We start from the raw sequence: 25,191 nt of genomic DNA, 5'->3' as shown, positions 1-25,191 counted from the left end.
ATTCAGCGACAAAAAGACCACAGGGGGAAATCATGAAATACGTGAGAGGTCTTACGGCCGGTTTTGCTATAATCGGCAGCTTCGCACTCTTATCGGCGACCGCAGACGCGCAAGAAGTCAAGCAGGAAGGAAAAGCGGCGCTCGGCAACGCAAAGGTTGCACCCGTCACCCAGCAACAGCTCAATTCGGCCGACAAGAACGCAAAAGATTTTCTGCTGACCAACGGCAACTACGCCCAGACGCGTTTTTATCCCGCCAAGCAGATCAGTCGCGACAACGTCAAGCACTTGCATGTCGCCTGGATCTTTCAGACCGATGTCAAGGAATCGCTCGAGACTTCACCGATCGTCGTCGATGGCGTGATGTTCGTCACGACCTCGTTCAGCCATGTCTACGCGCTTGATGCCAAGACCGGCCAGCAGCTCTGGCACTACAATCACAAGATGGGGCCGATCACGACCTTCTGCTGCGGACCGAACAATCGCGGCGTCCAGGTTCTGGGCGACAAAGTCTATCTCGCCACGCTCGACTCCAAGCTGGTCGCTCTGAACGCCAAGAACGGCGAGGTGGTCTGGAGGACCGACATTGCCGACCCCGAGTTGGGCTACAGCGAGACGATGGCTCCGACGGTGATCAAGGACAAGGTGCTGATCGGCACCAACGGTGGCGAATACGGCATCCGCGGCTTCGTGCGCGCCTATGACGCCAACACGGGCAAGCAAATCTGGAATTTCAACACCATTCCTGACAGCACCGTGGGCGTCTGGGCCACCAAGGACGCGACCGGGCGCGATATGCACCGCGACATCCAGGCCGAAAAGGATCAGTTGGCCAAGACCGGCGACCCCTCTGCCAAGCTCGGCGGCGGCGTGTGGCAAAACCCCTCGGTCGATCTTGCTACCAACAGGATCTACTTCGTGGTTGGCAATCCGTCGCCCGATCTCGACGGTTCCAACCGCCCGGGTGACAATCTCTACACGAACTCGCTGGTTTCGCTCGATCTCGACACGGGAAAATACGTCTGTCACTTCCAGTATATCGCCCACGACGTATGGGACCTCGATGCGGTCAGCCCGACGGTGCTAGTCGACGTCAAGGACAAGAATGGCAAGACCATCCCCGGCGTCCTTCACGCCGGCAAGACTGGGCATGTCTATGTGCATGATCGCAAGGACTGCAGCCTGATCCGCTTTTCGGAGGCGATGGTGCCGCAGGAAAACATGTGGGTGCTTCCGACCAAGGATGGCGCGCGCATGCTGCCCGGCGCAAATGGCGGCGTCGAATGGTCACCGATCGCCACCGATCCGGGCCAGAGCCTGGCCTATGCGATCAATCTTCACCAGCCCATGACCTACCATGTCGAGAACTCGCCCTATCCGAACGGCAAGCTGTGGCTCGGCGGCGCGTTCAAGGTCATCCCGACCGAGACGCAGTCCGGCAACATCACAGCTGTCAACTACGACTCCGGCAAGATCAAGTGGCAAGTCAAGACACCGGAACCGATGATCGGCGGCATTCTCGCCACGGCGGGCGGTCTGGTGTTCACCGGCGAAAGCAACGGCAAGTTCGCGGCATATGATTCATCGAACGGCAAGGAGTTGTGGAGCTTCCGCGCCGGCGCGGGTGTCAACGCTCCGCCGTCCAGCTATGTTGTCGGAAACAAGCAATATGTCGTAGTTGGCGCCGGCGGTAACGTTCAGGTCGACTCCAAGCGCGGGAACAACATCATCGCGTTCTCGCTCGACTAAAAACGAGGCGCATCAGCTAGTGACGGGCGGGACCGCTTGCGGTCCCGCTTCTTTTGGAAACTGGCGAAAGCGAAGATGAGCATCAGGTTTTATTCCATTATCGCGGGTAGCGTGGCAGCGATGGTGTTCGCAATCACGCCGCTGTGCGCGCAGACGCTGGACGAGAAAGTCCAGGTCTGTTCCGGGTGCCATGGCGAGAATGGCAAACCGGTCGACAAGACGATTCCAATTATCTGGGGACAGCAGACCGGCTATCTCTATATCCAGCTCCGCGATTTCAAGCGTGGCGATCGCAGGAGCGAAATCATGCAGCCGATCGCCTCCACCTTTGAACGAGACGACATGCTTGCGGTTGCCGAATACTTCTCGAAGAAGCCGTGGCCGGATCTCGGCCAACCACGCGCGTCGAAAGATGTTTCACAGCGCGCTTTGACCGCCAACAGTTCGATCGGCTGTACGGGTTGTCATCTCGACCATTTCCAGGGCGATAGCACGGTGCCTCGTTTGGCCGGCCAGGGCCGCGACTATCTGGCGAAGACCATGGCGGACTTCCGAACCCGCGCTCGCGGCAACAACCCCGGCATGAGCGACCTGATGATCGCGACTGCACCCGAGGATCTGACCGCGCTGGCAGAGTATCTCGCGGGGCTGTGAGCGTGTGCCGAGATGGCAATTCAGCGCCGCGTCAACTCTTCACGCAAGGCCGATAGCGTAGTGAGATCAGCTGCGCTCTTGCCAGCCTTGTCTCGAAGAGACGGATCGGCACCGTGGCTGAGCAAGAACCTGGTGATATCGGTGTGATTGCCTTCGGCGGCAGTCATCAATGCCGTGCGGCCGCGATCGTCCCTATCATCGACGTGAGCTCCGGCATCGACGAGATATGAAACGACCTCCAAAGCCTGTGCCTCTGCGACAGCTTGATCAGGGCCCGCTGCCCACATTAGTAACGTAAGATCGTTGGCGTAGCGCGCATTGATATCGATATCCTGGGCCAACAACTGCCGAACAATATCAAGGCTGCCGCTCGCGGCGGCATAGACGATCGGTGGCTTGCCGGTGTCATCCGCCGCTCGGCCATCGGCTCCGTGCGCGAGCAGTATTCCGACGACCTGATTCCTGCCGGCGAAGGAGGCCACCGCAAGCGGTGAGGTGCCACTTCGTCCTTTAAGACCAATGTCGGCCCCCTTGTCGATGAGACGCTGCACGACGGAGACCTGACCGCGCTCGGCGGCAACGTAAAGCGCGGTCGCGCCTGCTAGATCGCGCGCGTTGATTGGCGCGCCCCTTTGCAAGAGGAGATCGACCATCTCGAGATGGCCGGATCGTGCCGCTCGGCTAAGAGGTCGGGCGCCTAACCGGTCCCGTGCATCCACCGAGACGCCTTGGTCGAGCAATGCAGACGCAAGGTTGATACAATTGCGTTCGGCGGCGGCGAACAGTGTCGACGACATTTCGATCGCGCTCATTTCGGACTTGCTGGTGGTATAACGGCGGTTTAGATCCCGGCATCGCCCTGGGTCCGCCGCCAAAGCTGCATGGCTGGTGCCGAACAACAGAATCGCAACCAACGCAATGTGACGCAATATGTCCCCTCCCTCAAGCAGCCCAATATCGGAGCCAGAGCGTCACCTTCATCGTTATTTGCTCTTTTGGCGAGAAGTCATATCTGTCTGAGCGAACCGTGGTCCAATCCCTGGCAACCGCGGACGCATGCCGGCTTCCAACCCCCGGCACAGACACTCTCCCATTGCGCAATTGAGCACCAGCGTGCTTTTCAATCCGGTCAGCGGCTGCTTCGAGCGAATGCGTCATAGTTTCTTCACGACTAACTACAATTTCGGTTTCGGACGCAATCGCTTCATTACTTTCGCCGCATTGAAAAAAGGTTTCGTCGGCAAGGCGCTCGATGAAGATATCCGCCGCATGACCGCCTGTACAGCCGACATCGTGGTGGCGCACGAAATGCTGCCTGATCCGAATAATCGCATGACACTCTCGGACAAGAAGGATTGGCTTGGTCTCCCCAAACCAGCCATCCACTATGACGTCGGTGATTATGTCAGGAAATGCTCCGATACCTATTCGGTGCCAATTGGCAGGCGCATTGCCGAGGCGATGGGCGCAATCGACGTCAAAGCCACACCAAAGTTCGTTCAGAGCAAACACATCATGGGTGGCACCATCATGGGCGCGGATCCAGCCAGCTCAGTGGTTGATGTTAACTGCCGTTCTCACGATCACGAAAATCTATTCCTTCCAGGCGGCGGCGCCATGCCATCTACCGCCTGCGGCAACAGTACAATCACCATGACGGCGCTCACCTTCAAGGCGGCCAATGCTATTACCAGTCAACTGCGAGGCGGCTAACGTCCACGGCGATAACTCCGCGTATCGCTTGGCCATATCGCTGGAAACCGGCGAAGGTGGTCCGCACTCAAACCTTTTATTGGCCGCGCGAATTGGCTTGGGCACCGGCGCGCTCGTTATACTACCCTGGCAACATTTGCGTGGCTCATCAGCCGAAGAAAGCCTCAGCCTCACTAAACGTCGATTGCTTCAGGGCACATAACCATTGAGTAACGCCGAATGAAACGCGCATATGATTCTCACACCCTGTTAAGAGCGACGTTCAAATTAAAAGTCGACGGCCAACCTGTTATCATTGCTACCGTCGGACAGGCCTACCGATTCATTACCAGCCTCAGCCCCGTGGAATGGATGGAGTATCGGTCGTTGCACGCTGAAGCCAAGGTCGCACTAGAGGCAGCAGCTGAGAACGGGATGCTAAATGTCCAGGCAACTCAAGCGGTGCGCGTGCTATTCGCGCGGGCAAAATTGTTTTGAGCAAATAAACGAGTTCAGAAATGGATGCTCAGCTTGAAACGTGTCCTTTTTTCAGAGCGAGCACCCGCAACATTAAGGATTCACAGTTTGACTTTACGGTCGCGGTCGAGATGCCGCGCCATGAGCCTTGATGGTTCTTGCATTTTTCCCGCCTCTACCAGGTCGAGCATGTCAAGGTGTCCGCGCTAGCTCGCTGGTGGTCCCGCAGCAAGCGGCACACTCTGCGGCGACAGGCAGAACAGATTGTCCGTTTTGCTCGCCCTAATATCCTGTTCTACGACGAGCAAATAAGCGCCCTGTATCATCGGATTTTCGCGCTGTATCGAACGGGGTGAAGATACGAGAGCGAAGGAGAAAATACGAAAAGTCGCGCGCCAATCCACTCTGTGCGACCTCCAGTCACAAAGAACGTCGCACGAGACTCGTTTTTTGGTCTCAACAGACATCTGGCGAAGCCATTGGAAACCAAAGATGATCCTTGGTGGCGGATGCAGTCCCGCGAAACCGGTCTCCGCCATGAATTTCCCGTTTATCACGGAATTTAAATGAGTGAGGATGAAGTCGGCTACGGCAAGCCGCCCAAGCATCATCGGTAGCGACAGCCACGACAAATATCAGTTTGCCATTTCGATCCTCCAATCCGGCGCTGACTGCGCTCCCAACTCCATATCGCTCCGCGATTGCTATCGCTTCCGCCCGCTACTGGTCACGGGACCAATCATTGTCGCGGTTGGCTTTCTACTTATGCTGCGTGCCGGATCGAGCACGAGCTACTGGCTTTGCGCCTTTCCCGCCATGACCGTAATTGCGGTCGGAATGGCAGGCGCGGTCGCTCCGCTTACCACAGCGGTACTCATGTCGGTCAATAGCTGTCACTCGGGCGCGGCGTCCGGGCTCAACACCGCGATCGCGCGTACGAGCGGCCTGGTCGCCACCACGCTCATGGGCCGGTGATCGCATCTTCGGGCGTCGCACTGATTTCTGCATTCGAAATTGCTGCAACGATTGGCGCCGCTATTAGCGCTTTAGCCGCGACAAGCGCTGTTCTGGTCCGTCCATCCGGTGCGGCTATCTAACGTCTCGCGTCAGCACTTATCACTCCGCTGGCATGTCGTATCTAGATCCGTCGACGGTGCGCCTGAGAAGGACCGCGGCCCGAGGGATCGGGACCCGCGCCAGCAGGACTGCTCAGCCGAATCGGTTGATTTGGGGCTGACTGCAGAAGCAGAAAGAGTGCCCTGTAAGCATTGTATGTGGCTGCGGGACGGCTAGGCCCGGCCCCGCACATGATCAGCCGGCCGGTGGTAGTGCACACCTGCCATTTCCACGCTCGGCCACGTTTACTCAAGACGACTTCAAAAACGGGGAAAGCTTTTCCTGCCTAATTTTCGCCAATTCCCTCTACAAAAAAGTATTTTAAACTTAAACTAATTGGATTAGATGAGTGTGATCGTGGGTTGGTTTCAGTTGCCGCTTGAGGCATTACGAGCCTCCACTTCCACGCACAATACAATCAAGTGGACATTGAACCAGCGGGCTCATCGCTTCCGCATCAATTTCTAAAAGGTCAGCATGACATCTTCTTCTAACAGGATTGCGCTGTTCATTGACGGCGCCAATCTCTACGCAACCGCCAAGACACTCGGCTTCGACATCGACTACAGGCGCCTTCTGAAGGAGTTCCAAAGTCGGGGGACGTTAGTCCGTGCCTTCTACTACACCGCTATTATTGAAGATCAGGAATATTCGTCCATTCGTCCGCTTATCGATTGGCTCGATTACAACGGCTTCACCGTAGTCACGAAGGCGACCAAGGAATTCATCGACGCCAGCGGCCGCCGCAAGGTGAAGGGCAACATGGACATCGAGCTTGCCGTTGACGCGATGGAACTCGCTGAGCATGTCGACCAGATCGTGTTATTCTCCGGTGACGGCGACTTCCGTCCCCTGGTTGAAGCCGTGCAGCGCCGCGGCGTGCGCGTCACCGTAATCTCAACAATTTCAAGCCAGCCATCGATGATCGCCGACGAATTGCGGCGTCAGACCGATGTATTCACTGATCTGATCGAGCTGCAATCCAAGCTCGGCCGCGACCCATCCGAGCGTCCTGCCCCGCGCGAGCCGCGTCATCACGCTCCGCAATCCCTGCATCCGGCGACCACCACGACGCCGTGACGAGAGGACGCCCGATTTCGAAGGTTGAAAGAGCAGCCCTGGCGTAACCTTTGTTCCGTCAACGGGGCGAGCGCCCATGTCCGCAGCGGTTCGTGCATATTATTGTTACTTTTACGGTCGGCTTGCCGCGTTAAAAAGTGTCTCGGGGCAGGCAACTCTTCAGATATCTATCAAGCCACGGTAAACCGCTTGGACCGTCGCCTGCGTCTTATTAGTGGCGCCAAGTTTAATAGTCGCGCTTTTAATATGAGCCTCAACGGTCTTGTGGCTCACATTGAGAATGACCGCTGTTTCCTCAGAGGTCTTGCCCATGCCAGCCCATTTGAGGACTTCCTTCTCACGATCCGTCAACGGTGATGCATGAAGTTCGCCAAAGTTTCGGGTTTGGGCTCTTATTTCGACGGCATATAGATCCACGATCTTCTGTGCGAGATAGAGTAAAATGAGATGCAGTTGTACGCTGTTAAGCTTGAGGCTAGCATAGAAGCGGTTGGCAGGATCCTTCCAGAATAGCGCGCAGACGCTGCTATAACGTCGACCTAGCGCATCGTTATAGTGGACCGGGATAGTGAGACCCTCGTTGACACCAAAGTCGCGAGCCGCCTCCATGGTTTTGATCGCTCCGGGCTTGCGTTTGCCTGTCACTGTCGGAAGCGGCACGCTCCCCCAGTGAAAAGGCAAATTTGTGCGACGAGCCAAAGCCAAGCAAGGATCGGTAGCGATGAAGTTTTCAGCACGATAGGTATCGATCCATGCCGTGCTATGCGTGGAGACAAGGAGGGGGTTGTCTTCCCATGGATGGGAGGCGTCCATGAAGCCGAACGAGCTAAATCCATAATCCTCGATAATGCGTTGGAAAACCCTACGAATTTCCGCGAGCGAGCCGCAGGCCTCTAACGCGCTTAAATCGTCTTCAAGAACGCTCATCCGCTCAAACCTTAGGAAAATTCCCAATATAAATTTAATGCCGATCCCATCATCTTCCTACGGCTGGCGCAATACGGCTTTGGGGCGGCAAGTTGCAGCAACCTAAATACAAAGCGGTGTTTTTCTCGGCCGCGACGAACCCCGACCTAGCACTGTCGCTACTTCGGTTACGTCACGCGCTGTTCGTCCGCGAACTGGGCTGGATGCTGGCGGTCGAGAACGGCTGCGAACGCGACGAGTTCGACACCGAAGACGCGATCTACTGCGCCCTATCGGCCGAAGGTCAAATCATCGGCTGCTTTCGAGCCATAAGCTGCGACCGGCCCTATCTGGCTCACACGATATTTTCGCACATGGCTTCCAATCGGTCGTTTCCGAAGTCGGCCGATTACGTCGAGATTAGTCGGTTCGGGGTGCTTGCCGCACACCGGCAGGCCAGCACTGTGCTCTACAGCCTCATGGTCCGCTTCGCGTTGGCGCGCAACGCCGCAGCTTTGGTAGCTCTGGCTGAGCTATCTCACGAACGGCTGCTTAATCGGATTGGCCTTTCGACGTCCCGATATGGCGACGTTCAGATTGTCGGGTTTCACGACGACGGGCGATGGATCCTTGCGGTTGCCGGCGAAATACCGATTTCGCGAAAGCCCACGCCTGCCGTGAAGGCACTGCTCGAACTGACACAATCCATGGAGATCATCGATGAAGCATCCGTTTTCGGACGTGAGCGCCTTTCTGCATAATCCACTCGAGCTATTTAAGACGCACAGCTCTCCGGACGCGCCTCCTTTGGTGCAGCTCAACCTGGGTCTCTCACCGGTTTATCTGGTAACCGACGCAGCGCTCGCCAAGAGTATTCTCAAGGCTGACGAATCGGCGATCGATAAAGGGCGTTTGGTCCATAAGCTTCGGACAGTAATCGGCGCGAGCTCACTCACATTGAGCGGCCCAGAGCACCAGCGACGGCGGGGAGTTATTCATCAGCATCTGGCGCGCGGCATCATGAACGACTTCGTGCCGCAAATCGCTGGCCTAATACGCAGGCACGCTTCGCTGTTGGTCCGTGAGCCGTCATTCGACGCTCATGACGTCACAGCGCCACTCGCTCTTCGGATCATAGTCGCGCTCCTATTCGGCAATGGCGCGCTAACAGCGGCCGATGAATCCGCATTGATGGAAGCCGTGCATATAGCGGAAGAAGAAATGGCGGATAGCCTTTTTCGCGTGTTGCCGCGAACACCGTGGCGCAGCTTCATCAAGCGGCGCGAATTAGGCCAAAGCCGTGCGATCATGGGGGCGGTCGTCGACCGACTTCGCAATCGCGCGAGTTCAGCGACGTTGTTGCAAGCGCTGGAAAGTCTCAATTTATCAGCCGGCGACATGCGAGACGAAATCTTGTTGCTATTGCTAGCCGGTCATCACACGACCGGAAACGCCGCTGCTTGGTTGCTTTATTATCTCGCGACCGTGCCAGGGCTTGCTACCCGACTCGCCGAAGAATCGGAAGCCGTCATGGGCGATTCCGGAGAGATCGATCCGTTGAAACTGCCGAAGGCTGATCTCAGCCTTCGCGTGGCGCGCGAGGTTCTTAGGCTCTATCCGCCGTTCTATTGGCTATCGCGAGAAGTTCGTGCGCCGCAGGAGCTTGGTGGAATTCAACTCAATCGCGGAACTTCACTTATCATCAGTTCATGGCAAATGCAGCGTAACGAACGCTACTGGACTGATCCCGACAGCTTCCGACTGGACCGCTCATACAACACGCCAGCTTTCATGCCTTTTGGCCTTGGTCCGCGCGCGTGCGTCGGTATTGGCCTCGGTTTGCTCGAACTCCAATTGCTGGCGCTGGAGCTCTCCTCTTCCTGTGAGCTCGAGATCTTATCCGGTGTTCCTGCGGGCAAGCCAACGCCTCAGGTCACGTTGTTGCCACCTCGCATCAAGCTGCGATTGCGACCCCTGACTCAGAGAAGGAAATGGCAGCGTGTTGCGTAATATCGAAGTCGCTACGCGATCGCGTGATCAGCGCCGCAAATATTCTTCGAGTAGCTCGAGTATTTCGAGGCGCTGCGCGGGTGACAGCTTGTTGAACATCTTCAGTAACCGCCAGTTCTCGATAGCCTCGCGGGAGATCGTCCGTCCTTCCTTGATCCGAAGTAATTCAGCAAGACGAGATTCTGTCATCGCACGCTCTTTGACGCGGCACTCATGATGGAACGACAGACAAAAATTAGGCAGCTCCGCGACGCCATTGACGAAGCTGTCTCCTACGCAGACGAGGCGGGCCTAACGTTCGTCGTCCTTATTCTGGATATAGCACGCCTCGAAGTTGAGCAATCAACGGATTACAACGGAGACAGTATGCCAACTACTCGGCCTTTCGGCAAGCCGCCCTAAATACCTCAGGTACCGTAAGACGGGCGCTATTTCCCCAGAGATTGCGGACCGAAATTGATCATGGCTTCGCGCCAGTTATTGCGAGACCTAATCTCGACTCGCGATGAAACCATCGATGTGGTCGCTAAATCACCTCCAAAGGTCAGTACTTGCATGAAATCTTTTTCCGACAGAATTGCACTGTTCATCGATGGCGCCAATCTCTACGCGACTGCCAAGACGCTCGGCTTCGACATCGACTACAAGCGCCTTCTCAAAGAATTCCAAAGTCGGGGCACGCTGGTCCGGGCATTCTATTACACGGCCATCATCGAGGACCAGGAATACTCATCGATTCGGCCGTTGGTCGATTGGCTCGACTACAACGGCTACACCGTCGTCACCAAGGCGACGAAGGAATTCATCGATGCCAGCGGCCGCCGCAAGGTGAAGGGCAACATGGATATCGAGCTTGCCGTCGACGCGATGGAGCTTGCCGAGCATGTCGACCAGATCGTGATTTTCTCCGGTGACGGCGACTTCCGTTCGCTGGTCGAGGCCGTGCAGCGGCGGGGCGTGCGGGTGACCGTGATTTCGACGATTTCGAGCCAGCCGCCGATGATCGCCGACGAATTACGCCGCCAGGCTGACGTGTTCACCGACCTCGTCGAGCTGCAATCCAAGCTCGGACGCGACCCTTCGGAACGTCCCACGCCGCGCGAGCCGCGTCACCACTCTCCTCCAATCCTGCAGCGCTCGACCGTCACAGCGCCGAGGAGAAGTGCCGGCGATTTCGAAGGTTGATAGAGAGTCTGCGGTGCTTAGAGCCGGAAAAGCAAAGTGGTTCAGCCTGAATGTCGGCTCTGCGGCTCTTACCGCAAAAGCGGTCATGATCATCGGAGAGTTTCAGGCGACGACGATGGATTATCCCGTCCTTCCGAAATCAGTCCGTGCCCATCCCTGCGCACTGCGTGTTTGCAGTTATTGATACGGCCTCAAAGACAGGGACCGAACACAACACGATTGCTGTCACCTTCTTTGCGCTCGGACGCCACGGCTCAGCCTACCCGCTTATGATTCTTGATTGGGACATTGTGCAGATCGAGGCAGCGTTGCTGGAAGCATGGCTACTGGTCGTGTTCAGGCGGCTGGAGGAACTCGCGCAGCAATGCCAGGCGCGTGGGGGTTCGCTGGGAGCGATGATCGAGGAAAAAAACTCTGGTACAATCCTGTTGCAACAAGCCCTCCGTCGGGGAATGCCGGCGACCGCTATAGACTCTAAGCTGACGGCGATGGGGAAAGATGAGCGAGCACTTAGCGTGTCCGGATATGTTTTCCGGGGCGAGGTAAAGTACACTGACTATGCCTATGCCAAGGTCAGTCCCTATAAGCGAAGGACGAAAAACCACTTGGTCGACCAGATTGAGAGCTTTCGGATGGGGGATAAAGATAGCAGGCGGGACGACGACCTCTTGGATACATTTTGCTATGGGATCGCGGTTTCGCTTGGCAATCGCGACGGTTTTTGAGCAACTGCTTCACCCCGAGGTGCCGTTGTCTAGACCAGAGCTTACCTACTTTAGATGAAGTTTGCAGCGACGAAATCGCAACTCGGCGGTGTTCAGCTTCGGAGTTGCCCAACGCACCACAATAACCGTATTGGTCAGGGCGATCTGGCCAGCGAAGCGCGCTGGCTCGCTACCGCGCTTGCCGCTACGGGTGCAGCTGCATTCCCCCAATTGTTCCGGATGCAGGTCAGAACAGCCGCCACCTGCGCGTCCTCAAGCCGCCAATCGAAAGCGGGCAACCGCCGCGTTCGGAAATGTAGGAAACCGGCAGTTCCGGTATCCCCCGCCGCCGCTCCAACACAGCCGCGCCGTGGCGCACAGGCGGCGTGCGTTCGAGATTTTGGGCGACGTGGACACAGAGAGCGGCCAAGGCCATTTGCGCGATGCAGGGCCAAGCGCTCAAACAGTGTTTCGCACACTCTTATTTTGCTTCGCTGCGCGACAGCTTTCTGGAACGTGCCATCGCTCGATCTCAACGCCAGAAGAGGACGAGCGCGAACAGCACAATCGTCAGTGCCCCGAAGGAAATGATCATCATCTGAAACCAACGATCCTGCTCCATGCGCGCATGATACCGACGGCCGTTCAACTTCTGGCTTGATCATTTGGACTGCTGCCATTCCGATCACGGCACCGTATTTCCACGGAATTTGTGACACTCGGTGCATAGCTTCGAGCTGCTCATCGGTCATGGATCGCACCTTGGCCGTTGTCGAACATCTTACACTGAGGGATATCAAGCCATCATTCAAAGACGACACCAACATCGTCCCGATATCTCCATGCAAGTCGGCATTTTCCAACGGTGAGAAAGCCGTCGAAAGTGATTAAAAGTGTATCGGAATGAGGCCGATTCCATCTGAATGCACCGCGGCGCTGGTTCGGCTCACGTCGTAAGCCACGATGCGCAATTCTGGGCCGCCTTCAAAGAACAGCACACCTTGCATGTAATGCTTGATCATGGCAATCCAATCCTCGGTACGTCGGCCGCGCTGGATTCTGTGCTTTGAGGAGGCACCTAAGCGCCGAGTATATCGCCGCGTAATTGTCCCAAAAGCCAATCATCGCGTTTACCTTTAAATGGCCAGTTTTAATAAAACGGTCATCGCTTCGGCGCGGATCAAGGTCGGAGCGCCGCGTCCGCGAGTGCAATAGTTTTGGTCAAACGAGTGATCAGTGTGTGCGTTAAAGAGCGCGGCGAGGATTGGCGCTGCTAGCGGCGCCTTGTCGGCATCGACAAGGCGGCGCGCAAGTTGGCCGACCCGGCCGCCCGCTAAAGCCTTGGAATGGTTGGCCGGGTTGGAGATCGGCAGCACGAAACTCGCCGCACACTATGCGTTCGCCGTGCTCTTTTTCACCTCGATGGCCATACTGATGGTGACCGGCGTTAGTACAGCCATTTCGGACGTCAGCCAGTTGCTTCTAGCACGCGGCCTCGACACGATGACTGGCTGCGGAGTCGGACTGGCCATCTTGCTCGCTCGACGCTGGATTGATCCAGATCAAGCTCTGCGACGGTTTGCGAATAACACTGACCGCGCTGTGGCCCACGATGAGAAGCCACCATGAGCCCGATTGTAACTTCAAGGTCTCTGGCAAGAAGTATCGATGGCGTTGACCGCAACAGCGGTTCTACCTTCGTTAGAGCGCAACTAACGAGAAGATTGTTGCCAGTCGATGTGCTGAGCAGCCTTAGTGAAAACATATCTGCCTTCCAAAGCGACGAAGTTTCTTTATATGAGCACGCCGCGCGTCTCTATTCCGAGACAGCCAGGAAGATTACCAACCAGAAAACGAATACATTTGTTGTGATCGCTTCATGCTGCGTAACCTCAATACCCGCAATGATACGGACGTTGTTTTGAACTGCCCAGTCTTGCGCCATTGCAGGCCTTGCAGGTCTTCTCGATTGGGCGGGGTCGAGGCCATCTCATTTCGACAGCCCTATCAAGCGCTACCGAGCTGTGCCAATGGCGTGACGAATGCCGGGCTTGGGATCTGACAGAAAGCCCCGACCTGAGGCTCAGTCAGATTTCCTTACGCGCAGCGGCTGCGCCTACGCGCGCGCGAGGCAGCCCCGCAGTACACGCGCGTGAGGGTCCTTGGTTCAAACAAACGTTGATTCTTCTGTCGCCGGGATAAAGCGCAAGGGGCAACGAGTTCTGCACCAGTTCTAGTAGTTGCAGGCTGGATAGGGGTAGTATCCGCAGCGGGCAGCGCCGTATGCGCCGTAAGCAGCAGCACCGACCGCGGCAGCTCCGACGCCTACGGCCACCCCACGGCGTACGGCTGCACCACGGTAAACGCCACCACGGTAAACGCCAGCGCGGTGGACGCCACCGTGATAAACGCCAGCACGACCAACACCAGCACGACCGCCACCGCGGTACGCAAAGGCGTCAGTTGAAATCGTCGCAATGCATCCAATGCCAATGATGACGGATGCAACAACCGAGGTAATGGTCCGACGTGACATGACTGATCTCCTTTCGGGTGATCAAATGAGAGAGGCGGGAGTAGAAGACTCTCGGTCACCGATGGATGCCGTCAAGACATTATGCCGCAGCACAACTCGAGCTTAATGATCAAAATTGCTCATTCATGCACATTTATCGCAACGGGATTTTGCCATCAGATTTAGACTGTAATCAGCCATTAAGATTTGCCCCTCCGCGCAGATGGCTGATAGTGGTCCTTGGCGACACAGATACTCTCGATACGTTTCCTGCCGGTCCGCGTCCCCGAGGGTTATCTTAAGCCGCGCGGCTTATTAGCAAGTAACGCCAGCGGCGCAGCGCCGTGCAGATCGGCGCGCCACACCTGCGACGCTGCCGGGCGTCCCGGGCCGCCCGACTCGCGCATCCGCCGTATCCAGCGCGACTGAAACGACAGTCGCTTGCGAGAAATGCAGAGACAAAGGGACAGCGCAAAGCATCATGCTGCCAATGAACGTTGCTCCGATGATTGCTAGCCTTTTCATGAGATTCCTCTCCTCCGTTACCTGCTTGTCTACCATTTTGAAAACGACATGCCTTCGCTGGCCGAGCGTGTTGCGATGATCAATGGCTCTCACGACACGACATGGAACACTTGACAGGTGCGCGACCATCCCAAGCACCGACAGTTTGAAACATCAGCGCTAGCAAGTCACTCCGACCGCACACCTGCGGACGGCTCGGCGGGTCTGGCGGATGGTGGTTCTGGCCACGCACACACCGTTAACTCGTGTCCTACCAACGCCGCAGGCGGCAGCGATTTGCATGATCATACCGTCCGGCTGAGGAATCGGCGCAGGCGTCATAGCTTGTGCCGATATTGCAACCGATAAGGTGAAGCCAGCAACAGTAATCAGCCTGATCATTATTCTGCTCCTCTCTAAACCGTCTAATCACTCCGACCTCTTACGGCACGGGGATGGTCCGACTCTCGTGTTCAAGCGGTCCGTACAGAGTTACGGCGCTGGTCGCTCGAAGGCTTGACATAGATCAAGGTCCGTACGAGGACCGAGCCGAAACCTTCTCGAAAACTAGGGACACAGACCATGACACGCCCAGCCGTCGATCGGTGTTTGCCCCAAGGTCGCGCTTGCGCGAGAACCGATCAGGTGCTGGTACGCTTCCCTCTTCACCCCCTGACCTGACAGCGGACATTCCGATTCGTCGGTTCAGGATCAATCGCGTCACTTTCACCCAGCGTTGATCATTTCCAATCTGCTCCGATGAAACGGAGATCGACAGACCACACCGGCATGTCTCAGAATGGGATGGACCGGCCGTGCTCCCGCCCCGAACCGCTCAGAGAATGACGGAGGCTTAGAAGCACGAGGAGCACATCGCTATGTCCCATAAGACAGCCGTTATAGTCGCACACACCATTGGCATCGATACGGGCAAGAACACCCTCCATTTGATCGGCCTCGACGACAAGGGGGCAATCGTTTTGCGGGAGAAGATCGCTCGCGGCCGGATCGCAGCCCGGCTCGCCAATGTGCCGCGGTGCCTGATCGGACTCGAAGCCGGCATGGCGACGCACTATGTGGCTCGCGAGCTAAGTGCGCTCGGCCATGACATAAAGCAGGTACCGCCCGTTTATGCCAAACCGTTCCGGCAAGGCCACAAGAACGACTTTCGGGATGCCTACGCAGTCGCCGAAGCCGTACAGCGTCCCTCGACACGTTGTGTTCCAGTAAAAACCGACAATCAATTGGATCTCCAGGCGCTCCATCGCGTTCGGTCTCGCCTCGTCAGCGATCGTACGGCTGTGATCAACCAAATTCGCAGTTTTCTTGAGCGCGGCATATTTGTGCGGCAAGGACTTCGCTTCCTGCGACATCAACTTCCAGACATTCTGGCTACACGTACCGACGTCTTGTCACCCCGGCGGACTTGTCCGTCCCGGCTAACGTTGATCCGCTGCCCTTACCAGAAATTACCGCCGAACCAGCCGAATTGCGGCTGGCGTACCATCGCGAATCTAGGCGCTGGTGCGCGCTTCCTGGCGAGCTTACTCTGGTGTACCGGCTTCGGTTCTCGCACTTTCGCGTTGGACCGCTGCGATTGGTCGGCAGACAACTTTTGCATCGCCAAAGCCTCTCGTACTCTTGTATTGGCCGGCGCGACGCCAACCATCTCCGGCGCGGGCACTTCCGCACTTGCGGTCGAAGTCGCAACGATTGTCGGGAGGCTGGTATCGTAGACGACGCGCTCCGGCCATTTCCGATCGGAATGTATGCGAATGAGAGGCAAATTGGCTGGCGCCTTCTCAACGACTGGAGGTTTTGGAAACCACGAATCCAGGATGAACAACACTGCAAGCAGCACGCCGCCAACACAGAAAAAATATTGTCGCAGGGGCATTCGCTACTCCATGCCACCCTTGGCCATCGGCCTTGTTGCGCGCCAGACGCTAGGCCTTCGCTGCCAGTGCTTCTGTGCCCTGCTCCATGTCAGGCCCGGCTAGCTCGGCCCGCTCTTCGCGGATCCATGCCCTCGCCAGTTCCCATGTCACCGCGAGGACGATGGGCCCGACAAACAGGCCAAGGATTCCATGTGCCAGCATGCCACCCAGAACACCGATGAAGATTACAAGCGTAGGCGTGCTCAGCCCGCGCCCCATCAGTATCGGCTTCACGACATTGTCGGCGAACCCCACGATCAAAAGGTAGATTATCAACGGCAGCGCCGCCGCGAAATCCTTGGTCGCCCAAATCCATATCATAACGGGAATAAGAACGACCGCCGACCCGATTTGCAGGACTGCAAGAATCAATACCGCGAAAGCCAGCAAGCCCGCGTGAGGCACCCCCGCAAGCTTTAATCCGATTCCCGCCAGCATCGCTTGAAGGACGGCTACGCCGATTACTCCGTTAGCCACGGTGCGTATCGTCAGCCCGGCCAGCGCGACGAAATCCTGACTTCGCTGTGTGACGAGCCGCGTCTGAATCATTTTTGTTGTCGTGACGAGCCGCGGACCGTAGTGGAACAGGAAGCCGGAGAGTGCGACTGCCGCAACAAATTTGAGCGCTCCCAAACCCGCGCTGCCCGCAAAGGCGAGTACCAGACTTGCCAATGGCTTCAAATGCGGAGCGAGCTCGCGCAGCGCAGCTCTTAGATTTGTCGAAGCATAGTCCCAAAGGGTGTAAATCTGCCCGCCGACGATCGGCCAGCCCTTGACGCCTTCGGGAGGTGCCGGGATCGTCAGAGTGCCGGCGCTAAGATGGCCCGCAATGCTTTGCAAGCCATCGACCAGGCCAGAGCCAAGCCATGTAACCGGTCCGACAATGATCGCGAGAGTGACGCCTGTGGTGGTGGCGGCTGCCAGCTTCGGCCGATTGCCGAGATGCAGCGATAGCCAGTCGTAAGGCGGGTATAGGGAAACCGCTAGAACCATACTCCAGATGAGAATCGGAATGAATGGACGGATCAGAACGAACGACCAATAGGCCAGTAAGGCGATGAGCACCAGGCGGACCGCCAGTTGGATGATTTCGTCGCCGGCGATGCTTTGCCGAAACATCCTCAGAGCCATCGTTGGATACCTCGTTCCAAACGTGCGACCGGACAACACGGTAGAAATTGCCGGTGCCTGCCAGACTATCGGCGCTTACGCAGCGGTCGCTTGATCCAGATCAAGCGGCCGTCCGGTCAAAATCCGCGCGCTGCTTCCCGAAGATCGGGCCGGCATGCTCGCGCCGATCGAGCACACCAGCATGCAATCACTTTCGACGACGCTTTTTCGTGCCAAGAGACGACCCTTTTTCGTGCCAAGAAGTGTATTTCCGAACAGGAAAGCTTTCTTTCTCGATTGCGCGGACCATTGTGGAAGCGCCCGATGGGCAGATATTCGCAGCCAGCGAGCCCGGATCCCGGCGCCGTATTTCAGATTAAACTGCCATCGCTCACTACGCGGCCACTTCCGCTCAGGCGACGCTCGCCTGATCGGACATCCGCCGTGTACGTTGGCAAGTCTGTTTGCGAATAACCTCTGTTAGATTAGGATCATCAGAAATTTGGTCGATTGCGCGCGCCGACGCATCAAAATTCCGGAATCCATCTTCACGCTGTCCTCGCCGTCACGCTTCTCCTTCGAAAGGCGTGACCAATTTTCCGCTTCCGCCATCCAGAAAGCTCGGTTGGCCGGCTCACGCTGTGCCAACAACCGACATAATGCCGCGCGCGAATTAAACTCCGACTGATCAGTCATTTGAGTCCCCTGCCTGGGAGAATTGCTCCCGAAAACCTACGACGGGCACGTGCCCCGGAACTATTGCCCCGATGGTCATTGTCCCAATGGACATGCGTCTTACACGCGGGCCTTTGGCTACGCACACCAAGGCAGGTAATGTCCGCGTCTGGATCTGCGCGTTGATGTTGCTCCTCTCGAGCGGCAGCAAGACGCGCAGCTATTTCGAGCCGCGAACGTGGAGTGCGGCCCCGGATGGTGGGCACGCGTAGCGAATCGGCTTGATGCTTCCATCGATGTCGTCCGGAACGAAGGGCCCAAGATATAGCCGGACAATTGGTCAGAAAATCTGCCCTTTTTAGCTCGTAGTGCTCAGGCTTGACATAGCGCAAGGCTCTCATCGCCACGAAGCCGCACCGTTTGTGCAAGGGGCAGAAAGCATTGGAGAATGGCAATGGACATGAGTTTTAAGAAAATTGCGATAGCGACCACTACCCTCACCTGCGCAACGCTATTCTCGTTCGGCTGGTCCGAGCAGCGCGGCGTCTCGCTATCGATCGAGAGTGCACAGGCGCGTATCGGTCGTCCATTGACGCCCGTGAGCGTTGCGGGTGTCGCGCGTCGAAACTACCGGCGGGCCGCATATGGTTATGGCGCCGGTGTAGTGGGCGCCGGCGTAGCAACCGCCGCGATCGGTGCTGCAGCGGTAGCAGCCACGACCCCCGGAGGCTACTATCGTTCGGGTTACTATCGGAGTGGAGCTTATGCTCCGGCGGCTTACTATGGCCAACCTTCTGGCTATGCAGATTCTTATGCTTATGCGAATACAGGCTCGGGTTGGGCCGGCGGCTACTATGCGTCCAGCCCCTGGGGTTTTCATGAATGTCAGCCCCATCACATCTATGACTGCAGCCCTTATTCAGAGGCTTGGAGTCATTAGGTCGCCATCGGTAGGGCGGCTCTAAAAGAAAGCTGAAAGAGGCGACTTTTAGTCCGCCTCTTTCAGACCTACCACGCTCGTGAAAATTAGCAGAGCGGCGGTTGCGACGAGGCCCGCGGCCCCACAAAAATCTACACTGCGACCCAACGGTTAGGGAGGCAGCAAACGCGATAGACTGGACATGATTGCACCGCGTTGTATTCTGGTTGCATTCCGATTGAGCCTTGACCATGTTAAGGGCGATCACGTTATCGATTTGTGCGGCGCTGCTTCTGCGGGCAGAATGTCATGCAGGAGAACTAGAGAATACAGCGTTCGTCCCCGCGACAGGCACGCCAACGCCGGATTTCGAGGCGCTTCGGATCAAAGGGCTCACGATAGCGCTACCCGGCCCGCAGGATACCATCGACCCTGATTTCGCGGGCATTCGATCAAGTCTTGCAGCCCTCGGGATCGGATACATCGGCTATAGCAACAACAACTTTTTCGACAACATGTTACCCGCAGAGCGGACCACATTCGGCCAGCAGGTCTATAGCGGTCAGAAGCCAACCTTTCTCACGAATAACGTGATGCAGTTCACTTATGACCTCAGCCGATACGGAATACCCGATGGGCAGATCGTGGTTGGCGGCATCTACAATTATGATACGTGGGACCCCGGCGGTCCGAACACATTGGGTCTCGCGACACTTAGTTATTATCAGACCTTCCTGAACAAGCAGGTTGAATTGAAGGTTGGATATCTGAGCAATTACTTTGAGTATTCCGGGCCTTTTCCGGCGGGTAATTTGTCGTCCAGCATCTTTGGACCGAGCGGATCGATTCTGTTCGAAGCTGGCCTTAGCGCTTATGCTTTTACGAAACCGGCGGTCAACATCAAGGTCAATGGTCCTGACGGCCTTTACAACAAATTCGGCGTGCAGGTCGCCAGTAATCCGGATGGTCCCCTCGCTGAGAAGGCTGCCAATCCGGCTGGGCTGGACTGGGCTACGCTGAACAGCGGGGTTCTCATCATCGACGAGTTTGGTTATCGCAAGGAGGCATCGCCCGGCCAGCTTGCGACCTGGGTGCGTGCCGCACCGATCATCAACACCAGCAGATACGTCGATTTTGAATTTGGCGGGCGGAATACCGGGAATTACGCGGGTTACGTTCTGGCGGATCAACAAGTTGTCCAACTGGCGGCGGCGGTAGGTCAGGCTGCAAGAGGATGGTACGCGGGCGTCAGCGCAATGTACGCGCCGCCGGAATTCAATCGCATCAGCCAGTATTACGAGCTACGCCTTTACGGGATAGGTCTTCTGCCGTCCCGGCCGGCGGATATGGTGTCCCTGGTCGTCTCCCGAAACGTCTTCAGCAACTATGTGGTCGATGCCGTCTTGCAGAGTGGCCAACTCGCGCATAGCGGCAATTTTTCGATCACCGCAGCATATAATGCAGCCATTGCGCCTGGCATTCGCGCGGGCATCGGCCTCGGCTACACGAACAATCCCACACCCGTGATCTATACACCGCAGACGGGGAGTGACCTCAATTTGCTGGCTAACGTGGTCATGTACTGGTAGGGCGCAGTAATGGGGCCCGGTGAGGCGACTTCTTTGGATGCTCTAGTCGAATGTCGGGAAATCCTGAGCCGACGGATCGCGCCCCATGGGGGCCGCATAGCCGCACTACGCACCTCACCGCTGAAGCGGCTTGTTTATATGTGGGTCGCCGCCGCCGCCGTCCTGTTGGTCTCAATTGGCGAGAGTGCCGCACAGCCTAAGTCTGGCGAGACTGCCGCTCGGCCGAAACAAATCCTGTTCCTTCACTCGTATGGCCCGAATTTCCAGCAGGCAGCCGCATGGAGCGGAGAGATCCGCAATGAATTGAACCGACGGTCGCCTTGGCCGCTGGACATTCACGAACAATCGCTCGTCACGGCTCGGAATGGCGACGACGCCGCTGAGGCCAAATTTGTTGAGTATCTCAAGGCGCTCTACGCTCAAAGACCGCCCGATTTGATCGTCGCTATCTTTGCGCCCGCGGCTCGCTTCGTCCAGCAACACAGGCCAGACCTGTTTCCGGCAACGCCGATGCTGCTCGCGGTAGTCGAAGAGCGCCGGGTTGAACAATCCGCGTTGTCCGAGCAAGACGCCGTGGTTGGGGTGCGGTTCGACGAAGCCGCTCTTGTCCAAAATATTCTGCGGCTGTTGCCGGAGACGAAGACCATCGCAATGATCATCGGAAACTCCCCCAATGAGCGATTTTGGGCTGCCGAGCAGCAACGGATATTGGGTCGTCTGCTGGAGAACAAGGTTGAGTTGCGCTTTTACAACGAGCGGCCGTTCGGGGAAATCTTGCAGCAGGTTGCGAGTTTGCCGCCCCACAGTGCAATCTTTTTTCTGGTGCTAGCGGTGGACGGCGCAGGTGCCGTCTATGGAGACAAGGAGCCGTTGAAGCGCATCTCTGAGGTCGCCAACGCTCCCATTTTTACGTTCGACCTGTCGCACTTTAACGGTGAGATTGTTGGCGGCCCGATGTTTTCAGCGGACGAGGGCGCCCGACCGATTGCTGCCGTTGCCCTCCGAATGTTGGCAGGAGAGAAGGGAAGTGACATCAAGGTTTCTCCGGTTGGCTTCTCAACACCGAAATACGATTGGCGACAACTTAAGCGCTGGAACATCAGCGAGAGCCGCCTGCCGCCGGGCAGCGAAATCTGGTTTCGGGAGCCAACGGCATGGGAACGGTATTCATGGCAAATCGCGCTGATCGCGGCCGTGATGCTCATGCAAGCTGGGTTTATCACGATCCTGCTGAATGCACATCGTCGGCGTCGTTTGGCCGAAGCGGAGTCCGGGCAGCGGATGGCAGAACTTGTCCATGTTAACCGCTTCTCGACCGCTGGCGAACTGACCGCCTCAATCGCTCATGAAATCAACCAGCCGTTGGGCTCTATTCTGAGCAACGCCGAAACCGCACAGGAAATTCTGAAATCTTCGAGCCCTGACATCGTGGAACTGAACGAGATTGTTGGCGATATTGTACGGGACGACCGACGCGCCGCCGAAGTCATCCGCAGGGTGAGGAGCCTTCTCAGAAAGACACCCTTCGAACTGAAAAGTCTCGACCTCAACGACCTCGCGCGGGAAACCATCGAATTTCTTTCTTCTCTTGCCGTCAGGCGCAAGATCGAACTGGTTGGTGTGAACGCTCCGGACGCGCTTCCGATTCTTGGTGATCGCATCCAACTTCAACAAGTCATTCTAAACCTTGTCGTGAACGGGATCGACGCGATGATGGACACGCCTGCCGAAAACCGCGTCATCAGTATCCGGACTTCGCGCGTCGAAGGCTTTGCCGAACTATCCGTGTCCGATCTCGGGCCGGGCATTCCCGAAGACAAATTAAAGGAGATCTTCGAGCCGTTTTTCACCAGCAAGCCGGAAGGCATGGGGATGGGGCTGTCCATCGCGAGCACCATTATCGCGGCTCACCGTGGGTTGATACAGGCCAAAAATCGCGATCACGGCGGTGCCTCGTTTGAGATTAAACTTCCACTGGTCCGACGGTAAGAGATTCCATCGCGCTATACGAAGCGGAGCGCCTTCCGATGTTGATGCTGTGGACGGCTCCTTCGCCGGCACATCGGTGCCATGGAGGTGGGCGCTGTTAAGGCTCCCGCGATTCAGAGGACATCGATCCAACGAAATGAGCAAGAGGCTCGAAGAAGCCCCTGACGTCGGTCCGGTGCTGGCCACTGCTTTGGTCGCTGCCGTTGCTGATCCGACGTCCTTCAGATCAGGGCGCAACTTCTCGGCCTGGATCGGTATGGTGCCGAAGCAGCACTCCAGTGGAGGCAAGAACAGGCTCAGTAATATAAGCAAGCAAGGTGATCGCTATCTGCGCGGCCTGTTTGTGGCCGGCGCGCTTTCTGTCATCCGTTACGCCAAGATCCATGGCACCAAACATCGGCCCTGGCTCACGGCGTTGCTGGCGCGGCGGCCGACCAAGGTCGCAGCTATCGCGCTTGCCAACAAGATCGCCCGAATGGTCTGGGCCATGATGGCCTGGGGCGAGCGATACGAGGAACCCGTCGCGCTTGCGCGATAAGCAAATCGCGCCGGATGCCCGGCGTGATGTGAAGGTTGGGAGGGCGAACAGCACGTAATGCAGAGCCGGTCGATCCGGCGATCAGGACAACCCACTTGTGCCATCGCATCGTCGAATGCGCGGTTTTGACCGGGACCTGATCCGCGGAGGGCATTATTGCCAGCGGTCATGTGAGCCGCATTGAAAGGCGCCGAACACATGGCTGCACCGACCAATGCTGCAAAACGTGAAAAAAGCTCTTGCCAACCCGGAGCCAATGGTATGGACCCCGCCCTCGCGGCGAGGTGGAATCTCGAACGTCAGCTGCAGCCAAGGAGGAGTGTCATGCAGGTCGTTCGTATAGGTTTGCGGTTCATGGCGTCGATGCACGCGGGAAGATCGTCCTGCGGAAGACTCTGCGGCGGGATTTCGTATCGCGCTTCTTCGCCAATTTGCCGCCGTGCATGGTGGGCATGGAGGCCTCTAACGGAGCACATTGCTGGGCCCAAGTGCTCACCGATCTAGGTCATCAGGTTCGGCTAATCAGCCCCCAGTTCGTGACGCCGTACGTCAAGTCGAACAAGAATGACCGAAATGATGCAGAAGCCATCTGTGAAGCGATCAGTCGGCCGTCGATGCGGTTTGTTCCGCCGAAGTCGACCGAGCAGCTGGCAGTTCAGGCCGTACATCGGGTTCGCCGTCGCCTAATATCGGATCGGGTTAAGCTGGTGAACCAGGTGCGCGGTCTCCTTGCCGAGCACGGAATCGTCATCCCGCGGGACATCACCCAGTTACGGCGTGGCCTCGCCGAACTCGTCGCACACTGCAATGACGACCTCAGCGAGCTAGTCCGTTCTCTCATGAGGGAGCTGCGGGAGGAATTGGCTGAACTGGATCGGCGAATTGCATCCTACGATCGCCGAATATGCGAAATCTTCCGCAACAGCGAGCCCTGCCAGCGCCTCGGCAAGATCGAGGGAATTGGTCCGATTACGGCGACGGCATTGACCGCAGCTGTCGGTGACAGAACCTGCTTCAAGAACGGTCGTCAGTTCGCGGCTTGGCTTGGCCTGGTACCGAAACAACGATCGAGCGGAGGAAGAGCCCATCTATTTGGCATCAGCAAGCGCGGCGATCGATACCTGCGCACGCTGATGATCCACGGTGCCCGCGCTGCCCTGGCGCGAGCTGGCGGCAAGCAGGATGCAAGAAGCCTTTGGCTCGGAAAACTGCGGCAACGGCGACATGCAAATGTTGCGGCGGTGGCACTTGCTAACAAGAACGCGAGAATCGTCTGGGCGATGCTCGCGGGCAATACCGCTTATGAACCGGAACGGTCGATGAAAGCGGCGGCTTGACGGTTCGGTAAAGGAGAAGGAGGTCCCACCTCGGCAATTGCAGCAAAAGGCAAGAGATGGTGAGACGGTCACCCCCCGGGCGAAAACCCATCGAGGCTCGCGGCGAAGACGTTGTCCAGCCGCATCAAGAAGCCGGATATACGTCAGCAGTTGTGACCATCGATACTAACTCAGCCGATCTGTTGCAATCGGGCGGGTCCATATACGTCCACACATGGCACAAACCGCACATTGCATTGGTTCCATGGTTAGATACCTTCTCCAATGCGAGACGATCTTGCGTATCGTATCTTGGTAGTTGTGCTAGGCCCGATACCGGTCGCAATCGCGCTCGTAGCTCTTTTATGGTTCGTGAAGGCCGCTTCAGAAAGCTGTACTGAGAGGCTAAAAGCGGTTTCGGACGATCAGCTTCGATAGTTCCGGTCACGACGACGTCCCCCTACTGCCCCACCCAGTCGTGACTCGGTTTATTTCAGTGAACCGGAGGCCGCCCCACTCCCCCCAGA

General features: G+C 57.1%; 21 protein-coding genes and 1 pseudogene. 15 read left to right on the top strand and 7 right to left on the bottom strand.

The window, feature by feature from the left end:
• Positions 1 to 32 precede the first annotated feature (32 nt).
• Positions 33 to 1,748 (top strand): pyrroloquinoline quinone-dependent dehydrogenase, encoded by a 1,716-nt coding sequence (locus tag BUA38_RS21500; protein WP_072820997.1) that lies wholly within the window; start codon positions 33 to 35, stop codon positions 1,746 to 1,748.
• A gap of 75 nt (positions 1,749 to 1,823) precedes the next feature.
• Positions 1,824 to 2,402 carry a c-type cytochrome gene (locus tag BUA38_RS21495; protein WP_072826303.1) on the top strand — a complete coding sequence of 193 codons (579 nt, stop codon included), beginning with the start codon at positions 1,824 to 1,826 and terminating at the stop codon, positions 2,400 to 2,402.
• A gap of 20 nt (positions 2,403 to 2,422) precedes the next feature.
• On the opposite strand, the gene BUA38_RS21490 is transcribed toward BUA38_RS21495, so the two are convergent.
• The gene (locus tag BUA38_RS21490) at positions 2,423 to 3,301 is read right to left on the bottom strand and encodes an ankyrin repeat domain-containing protein (RefSeq protein ID WP_156898619.1); all 879 of its coding nucleotides are present in this window, start codon (positions 3,299 to 3,301) and stop codon (positions 2,423 to 2,425) included.
• Positions 3,302 to 3,515: 214 nt separating this feature from the next.
• Here BUA38_RS21490 and BUA38_RS21485 point away from each other — a divergent pair, with 214 nt between their 5' ends.
• From BUA38_RS21485 to BUA38_RS21465, 4 genes are all read left to right on the top strand, one after another.
• Positions 3,516 to 4,115 carry a GMC oxidoreductase gene (locus tag BUA38_RS21485; RefSeq protein WP_244553007.1) on the top strand — a complete coding sequence of 200 codons (600 nt, stop codon included), beginning with the start codon at positions 3,516 to 3,518 and terminating at the stop codon, positions 4,113 to 4,115.
• Positions 4,116 to 4,334: 219 nt separating this feature from the next.
• Positions 4,335 to 4,592, top strand: coding sequence for a hypothetical protein (locus tag BUA38_RS21480; protein ID WP_072820993.1), 258 nt, complete (start codon positions 4,335 to 4,337; stop codon positions 4,590 to 4,592).
• A gap of 555 nt (positions 4,593 to 5,147) precedes the next feature.
• Positions 5,148 to 5,546: a hypothetical protein gene (locus BUA38_RS21475; protein WP_072820991.1), complete on the top strand. Its 399-nt coding sequence runs from the start codon at positions 5,148 to 5,150 to the stop codon at positions 5,544 to 5,546.
• 618 nt (positions 5,547 to 6,164) lie between these two features.
• Entirely contained in the window at positions 6,165 to 6,767 is a 603-nt protein-coding gene (locus BUA38_RS21465) for an NYN domain-containing protein (protein ID WP_072820987.1), read from the top strand.
• Positions 6,768 to 6,926: 159 nt separating this feature from the next.
• Here the strand turns inward: BUA38_RS21465 and BUA38_RS21460 are convergent, their stop codons facing one another.
• Positions 6,927 to 7,694: an autoinducer binding domain-containing protein gene (locus BUA38_RS21460; RefSeq protein WP_072820985.1), complete on the bottom strand. Its 768-nt coding sequence runs from the start codon at positions 7,692 to 7,694 to the stop codon at positions 6,927 to 6,929.
• A gap of 116 nt (positions 7,695 to 7,810) precedes the next feature.
• On the opposite strand from BUA38_RS21460, the gene BUA38_RS21455 reads away from it, so the two are divergent.
• Both BUA38_RS21455 and BUA38_RS21450 read left to right on the top strand, forming a co-directional pair.
• On the top strand, positions 7,811 to 8,434 hold the full coding sequence (locus BUA38_RS21455) for an acyl-homoserine-lactone synthase (protein ID WP_276328173.1): 624 nt from the start codon (positions 7,811 to 7,813) through the stop codon (positions 8,432 to 8,434).
• On the top strand, positions 8,394 to 9,683 hold the full coding sequence (locus BUA38_RS21450) for a cytochrome P450 (protein ID WP_072820981.1): 1,290 nt from the start codon (positions 8,394 to 8,396) through the stop codon (positions 9,681 to 9,683). Before BUA38_RS21455 ends, BUA38_RS21450 begins: the two co-directional genes overlap by 41 nt.
• A 27-nt stretch (positions 9,684 to 9,710) precedes the next feature.
• Here BUA38_RS21450 and BUA38_RS37595 read toward each other — a convergent pair whose 3' ends face one another.
• Positions 9,711 to 9,872: a hypothetical protein gene (locus BUA38_RS37595; protein WP_172806063.1), complete on the bottom strand. Its 162-nt coding sequence runs from the start codon at positions 9,870 to 9,872 to the stop codon at positions 9,711 to 9,713.
• A 366-nt stretch (positions 9,873 to 10,238) separates the two neighbouring features.
• On the opposite strand from BUA38_RS37595, the gene BUA38_RS21440 reads away from it, so the two are divergent.
• Both BUA38_RS21440 and BUA38_RS21435 read left to right on the top strand, forming a co-directional pair.
• Positions 10,239 to 10,868, top strand: a complete 630-nt coding sequence (locus BUA38_RS21440) for an NYN domain-containing protein (protein WP_072820977.1) — start codon at positions 10,239 to 10,241, stop codon at positions 10,866 to 10,868.
• A 146-nt stretch (positions 10,869 to 11,014) separates the two neighbouring features.
• Complete coding sequence (locus BUA38_RS21435; protein ID WP_156898618.1) at positions 11,015 to 11,593, top strand: hypothetical protein; 579 nt, start codon at positions 11,015 to 11,017, stop codon at positions 11,591 to 11,593.
• Between the two features lie 866 nt (positions 11,594 to 12,459).
• Here BUA38_RS21435 and BUA38_RS38490 read toward each other — a convergent pair.
• The 3 genes from BUA38_RS38490 to BUA38_RS36845 form a co-directional block, all read right to left on the bottom strand.
• Positions 12,460 to 12,594 (bottom strand): hypothetical protein, encoded by a 135-nt coding sequence (locus tag BUA38_RS38490; RefSeq protein ID WP_276328137.1) that lies wholly within the window; start codon positions 12,592 to 12,594, stop codon positions 12,460 to 12,462.
• A 114-nt stretch (positions 12,595 to 12,708) separates the two neighbouring features.
• On the bottom strand, positions 12,709 to 12,948 hold the full coding sequence (locus BUA38_RS21430; protein WP_072820973.1) for a hypothetical protein: 240 nt from the start codon (positions 12,946 to 12,948) through the stop codon (positions 12,709 to 12,711).
• 949 nt (positions 12,949 to 13,897) lie between these two features.
• On the bottom strand, positions 13,898 to 14,050 hold the full coding sequence (locus tag BUA38_RS36845) for a hypothetical protein (protein WP_156898617.1): 153 nt from the start codon (positions 14,048 to 14,050) through the stop codon (positions 13,898 to 13,900).
• Between the two features lie 1,419 nt (positions 14,051 to 15,469).
• Between BUA38_RS36845 and BUA38_RS38105 the strand changes: the two are divergent.
• Positions 15,470 to 16,021, top strand: a pseudogene (locus tag BUA38_RS38105) (IS110 family transposase); the annotation flags it as partial.
• A 516-nt stretch (positions 16,022 to 16,537) separates the two neighbouring features.
• Here the strand turns inward: BUA38_RS38105 and BUA38_RS21400 are convergent.
• A complete protein-coding gene (locus BUA38_RS21400) occupies positions 16,538 to 17,647 on the bottom strand; it encodes an AI-2E family transporter (protein ID WP_244553005.1) in 1,110 nt (369 codons plus the stop codon).
• Positions 17,648 to 19,483: 1,836 nt separating this feature from the next.
• On the opposite strand from BUA38_RS21400, the gene BUA38_RS21395 reads away from it, so the two are divergent.
• From BUA38_RS21395 to BUA38_RS21380, 4 genes are all read left to right on the top strand, one after another.
• A complete protein-coding gene (locus tag BUA38_RS21395; protein WP_083587678.1) occupies positions 19,484 to 20,821 on the top strand; it encodes a carbohydrate porin in 1,338 nt (445 codons plus the stop codon).
• A 138-nt stretch (positions 20,822 to 20,959) separates the two neighbouring features.
• Positions 20,960 to 22,810, top strand: a complete 1,851-nt coding sequence (locus tag BUA38_RS21390; protein ID WP_072820963.1) for a sensor histidine kinase — start codon at positions 20,960 to 20,962, stop codon at positions 22,808 to 22,810.
• A gap of 136 nt (positions 22,811 to 22,946) precedes the next feature.
• Positions 22,947 to 23,348 carry a transposase gene (locus BUA38_RS21385; protein ID WP_072820961.1) on the top strand — a complete coding sequence of 134 codons (402 nt, stop codon included), beginning with the start codon at positions 22,947 to 22,949 and terminating at the stop codon, positions 23,346 to 23,348.
• Positions 23,349 to 23,632: 284 nt separating this feature from the next.
• A complete protein-coding gene (locus tag BUA38_RS21380; RefSeq protein ID WP_072820959.1) occupies positions 23,633 to 24,685 on the top strand; it encodes an IS110 family transposase in 1,053 nt (350 codons plus the stop codon).
• Positions 24,686 to 25,191 lie beyond the last annotated feature (506 nt).

This window comes from Bradyrhizobium erythrophlei, from assembly GCF_900142985.1.
GTDB lineage: Bacteria > Pseudomonadota > Alphaproteobacteria > Rhizobiales > Xanthobacteraceae > Bradyrhizobium > Bradyrhizobium erythrophlei_B.
The sequence above is the reverse complement of the archived record's forward strand: the minus strand, read 5'-3'. Positions and strand labels throughout refer to the sequence as shown.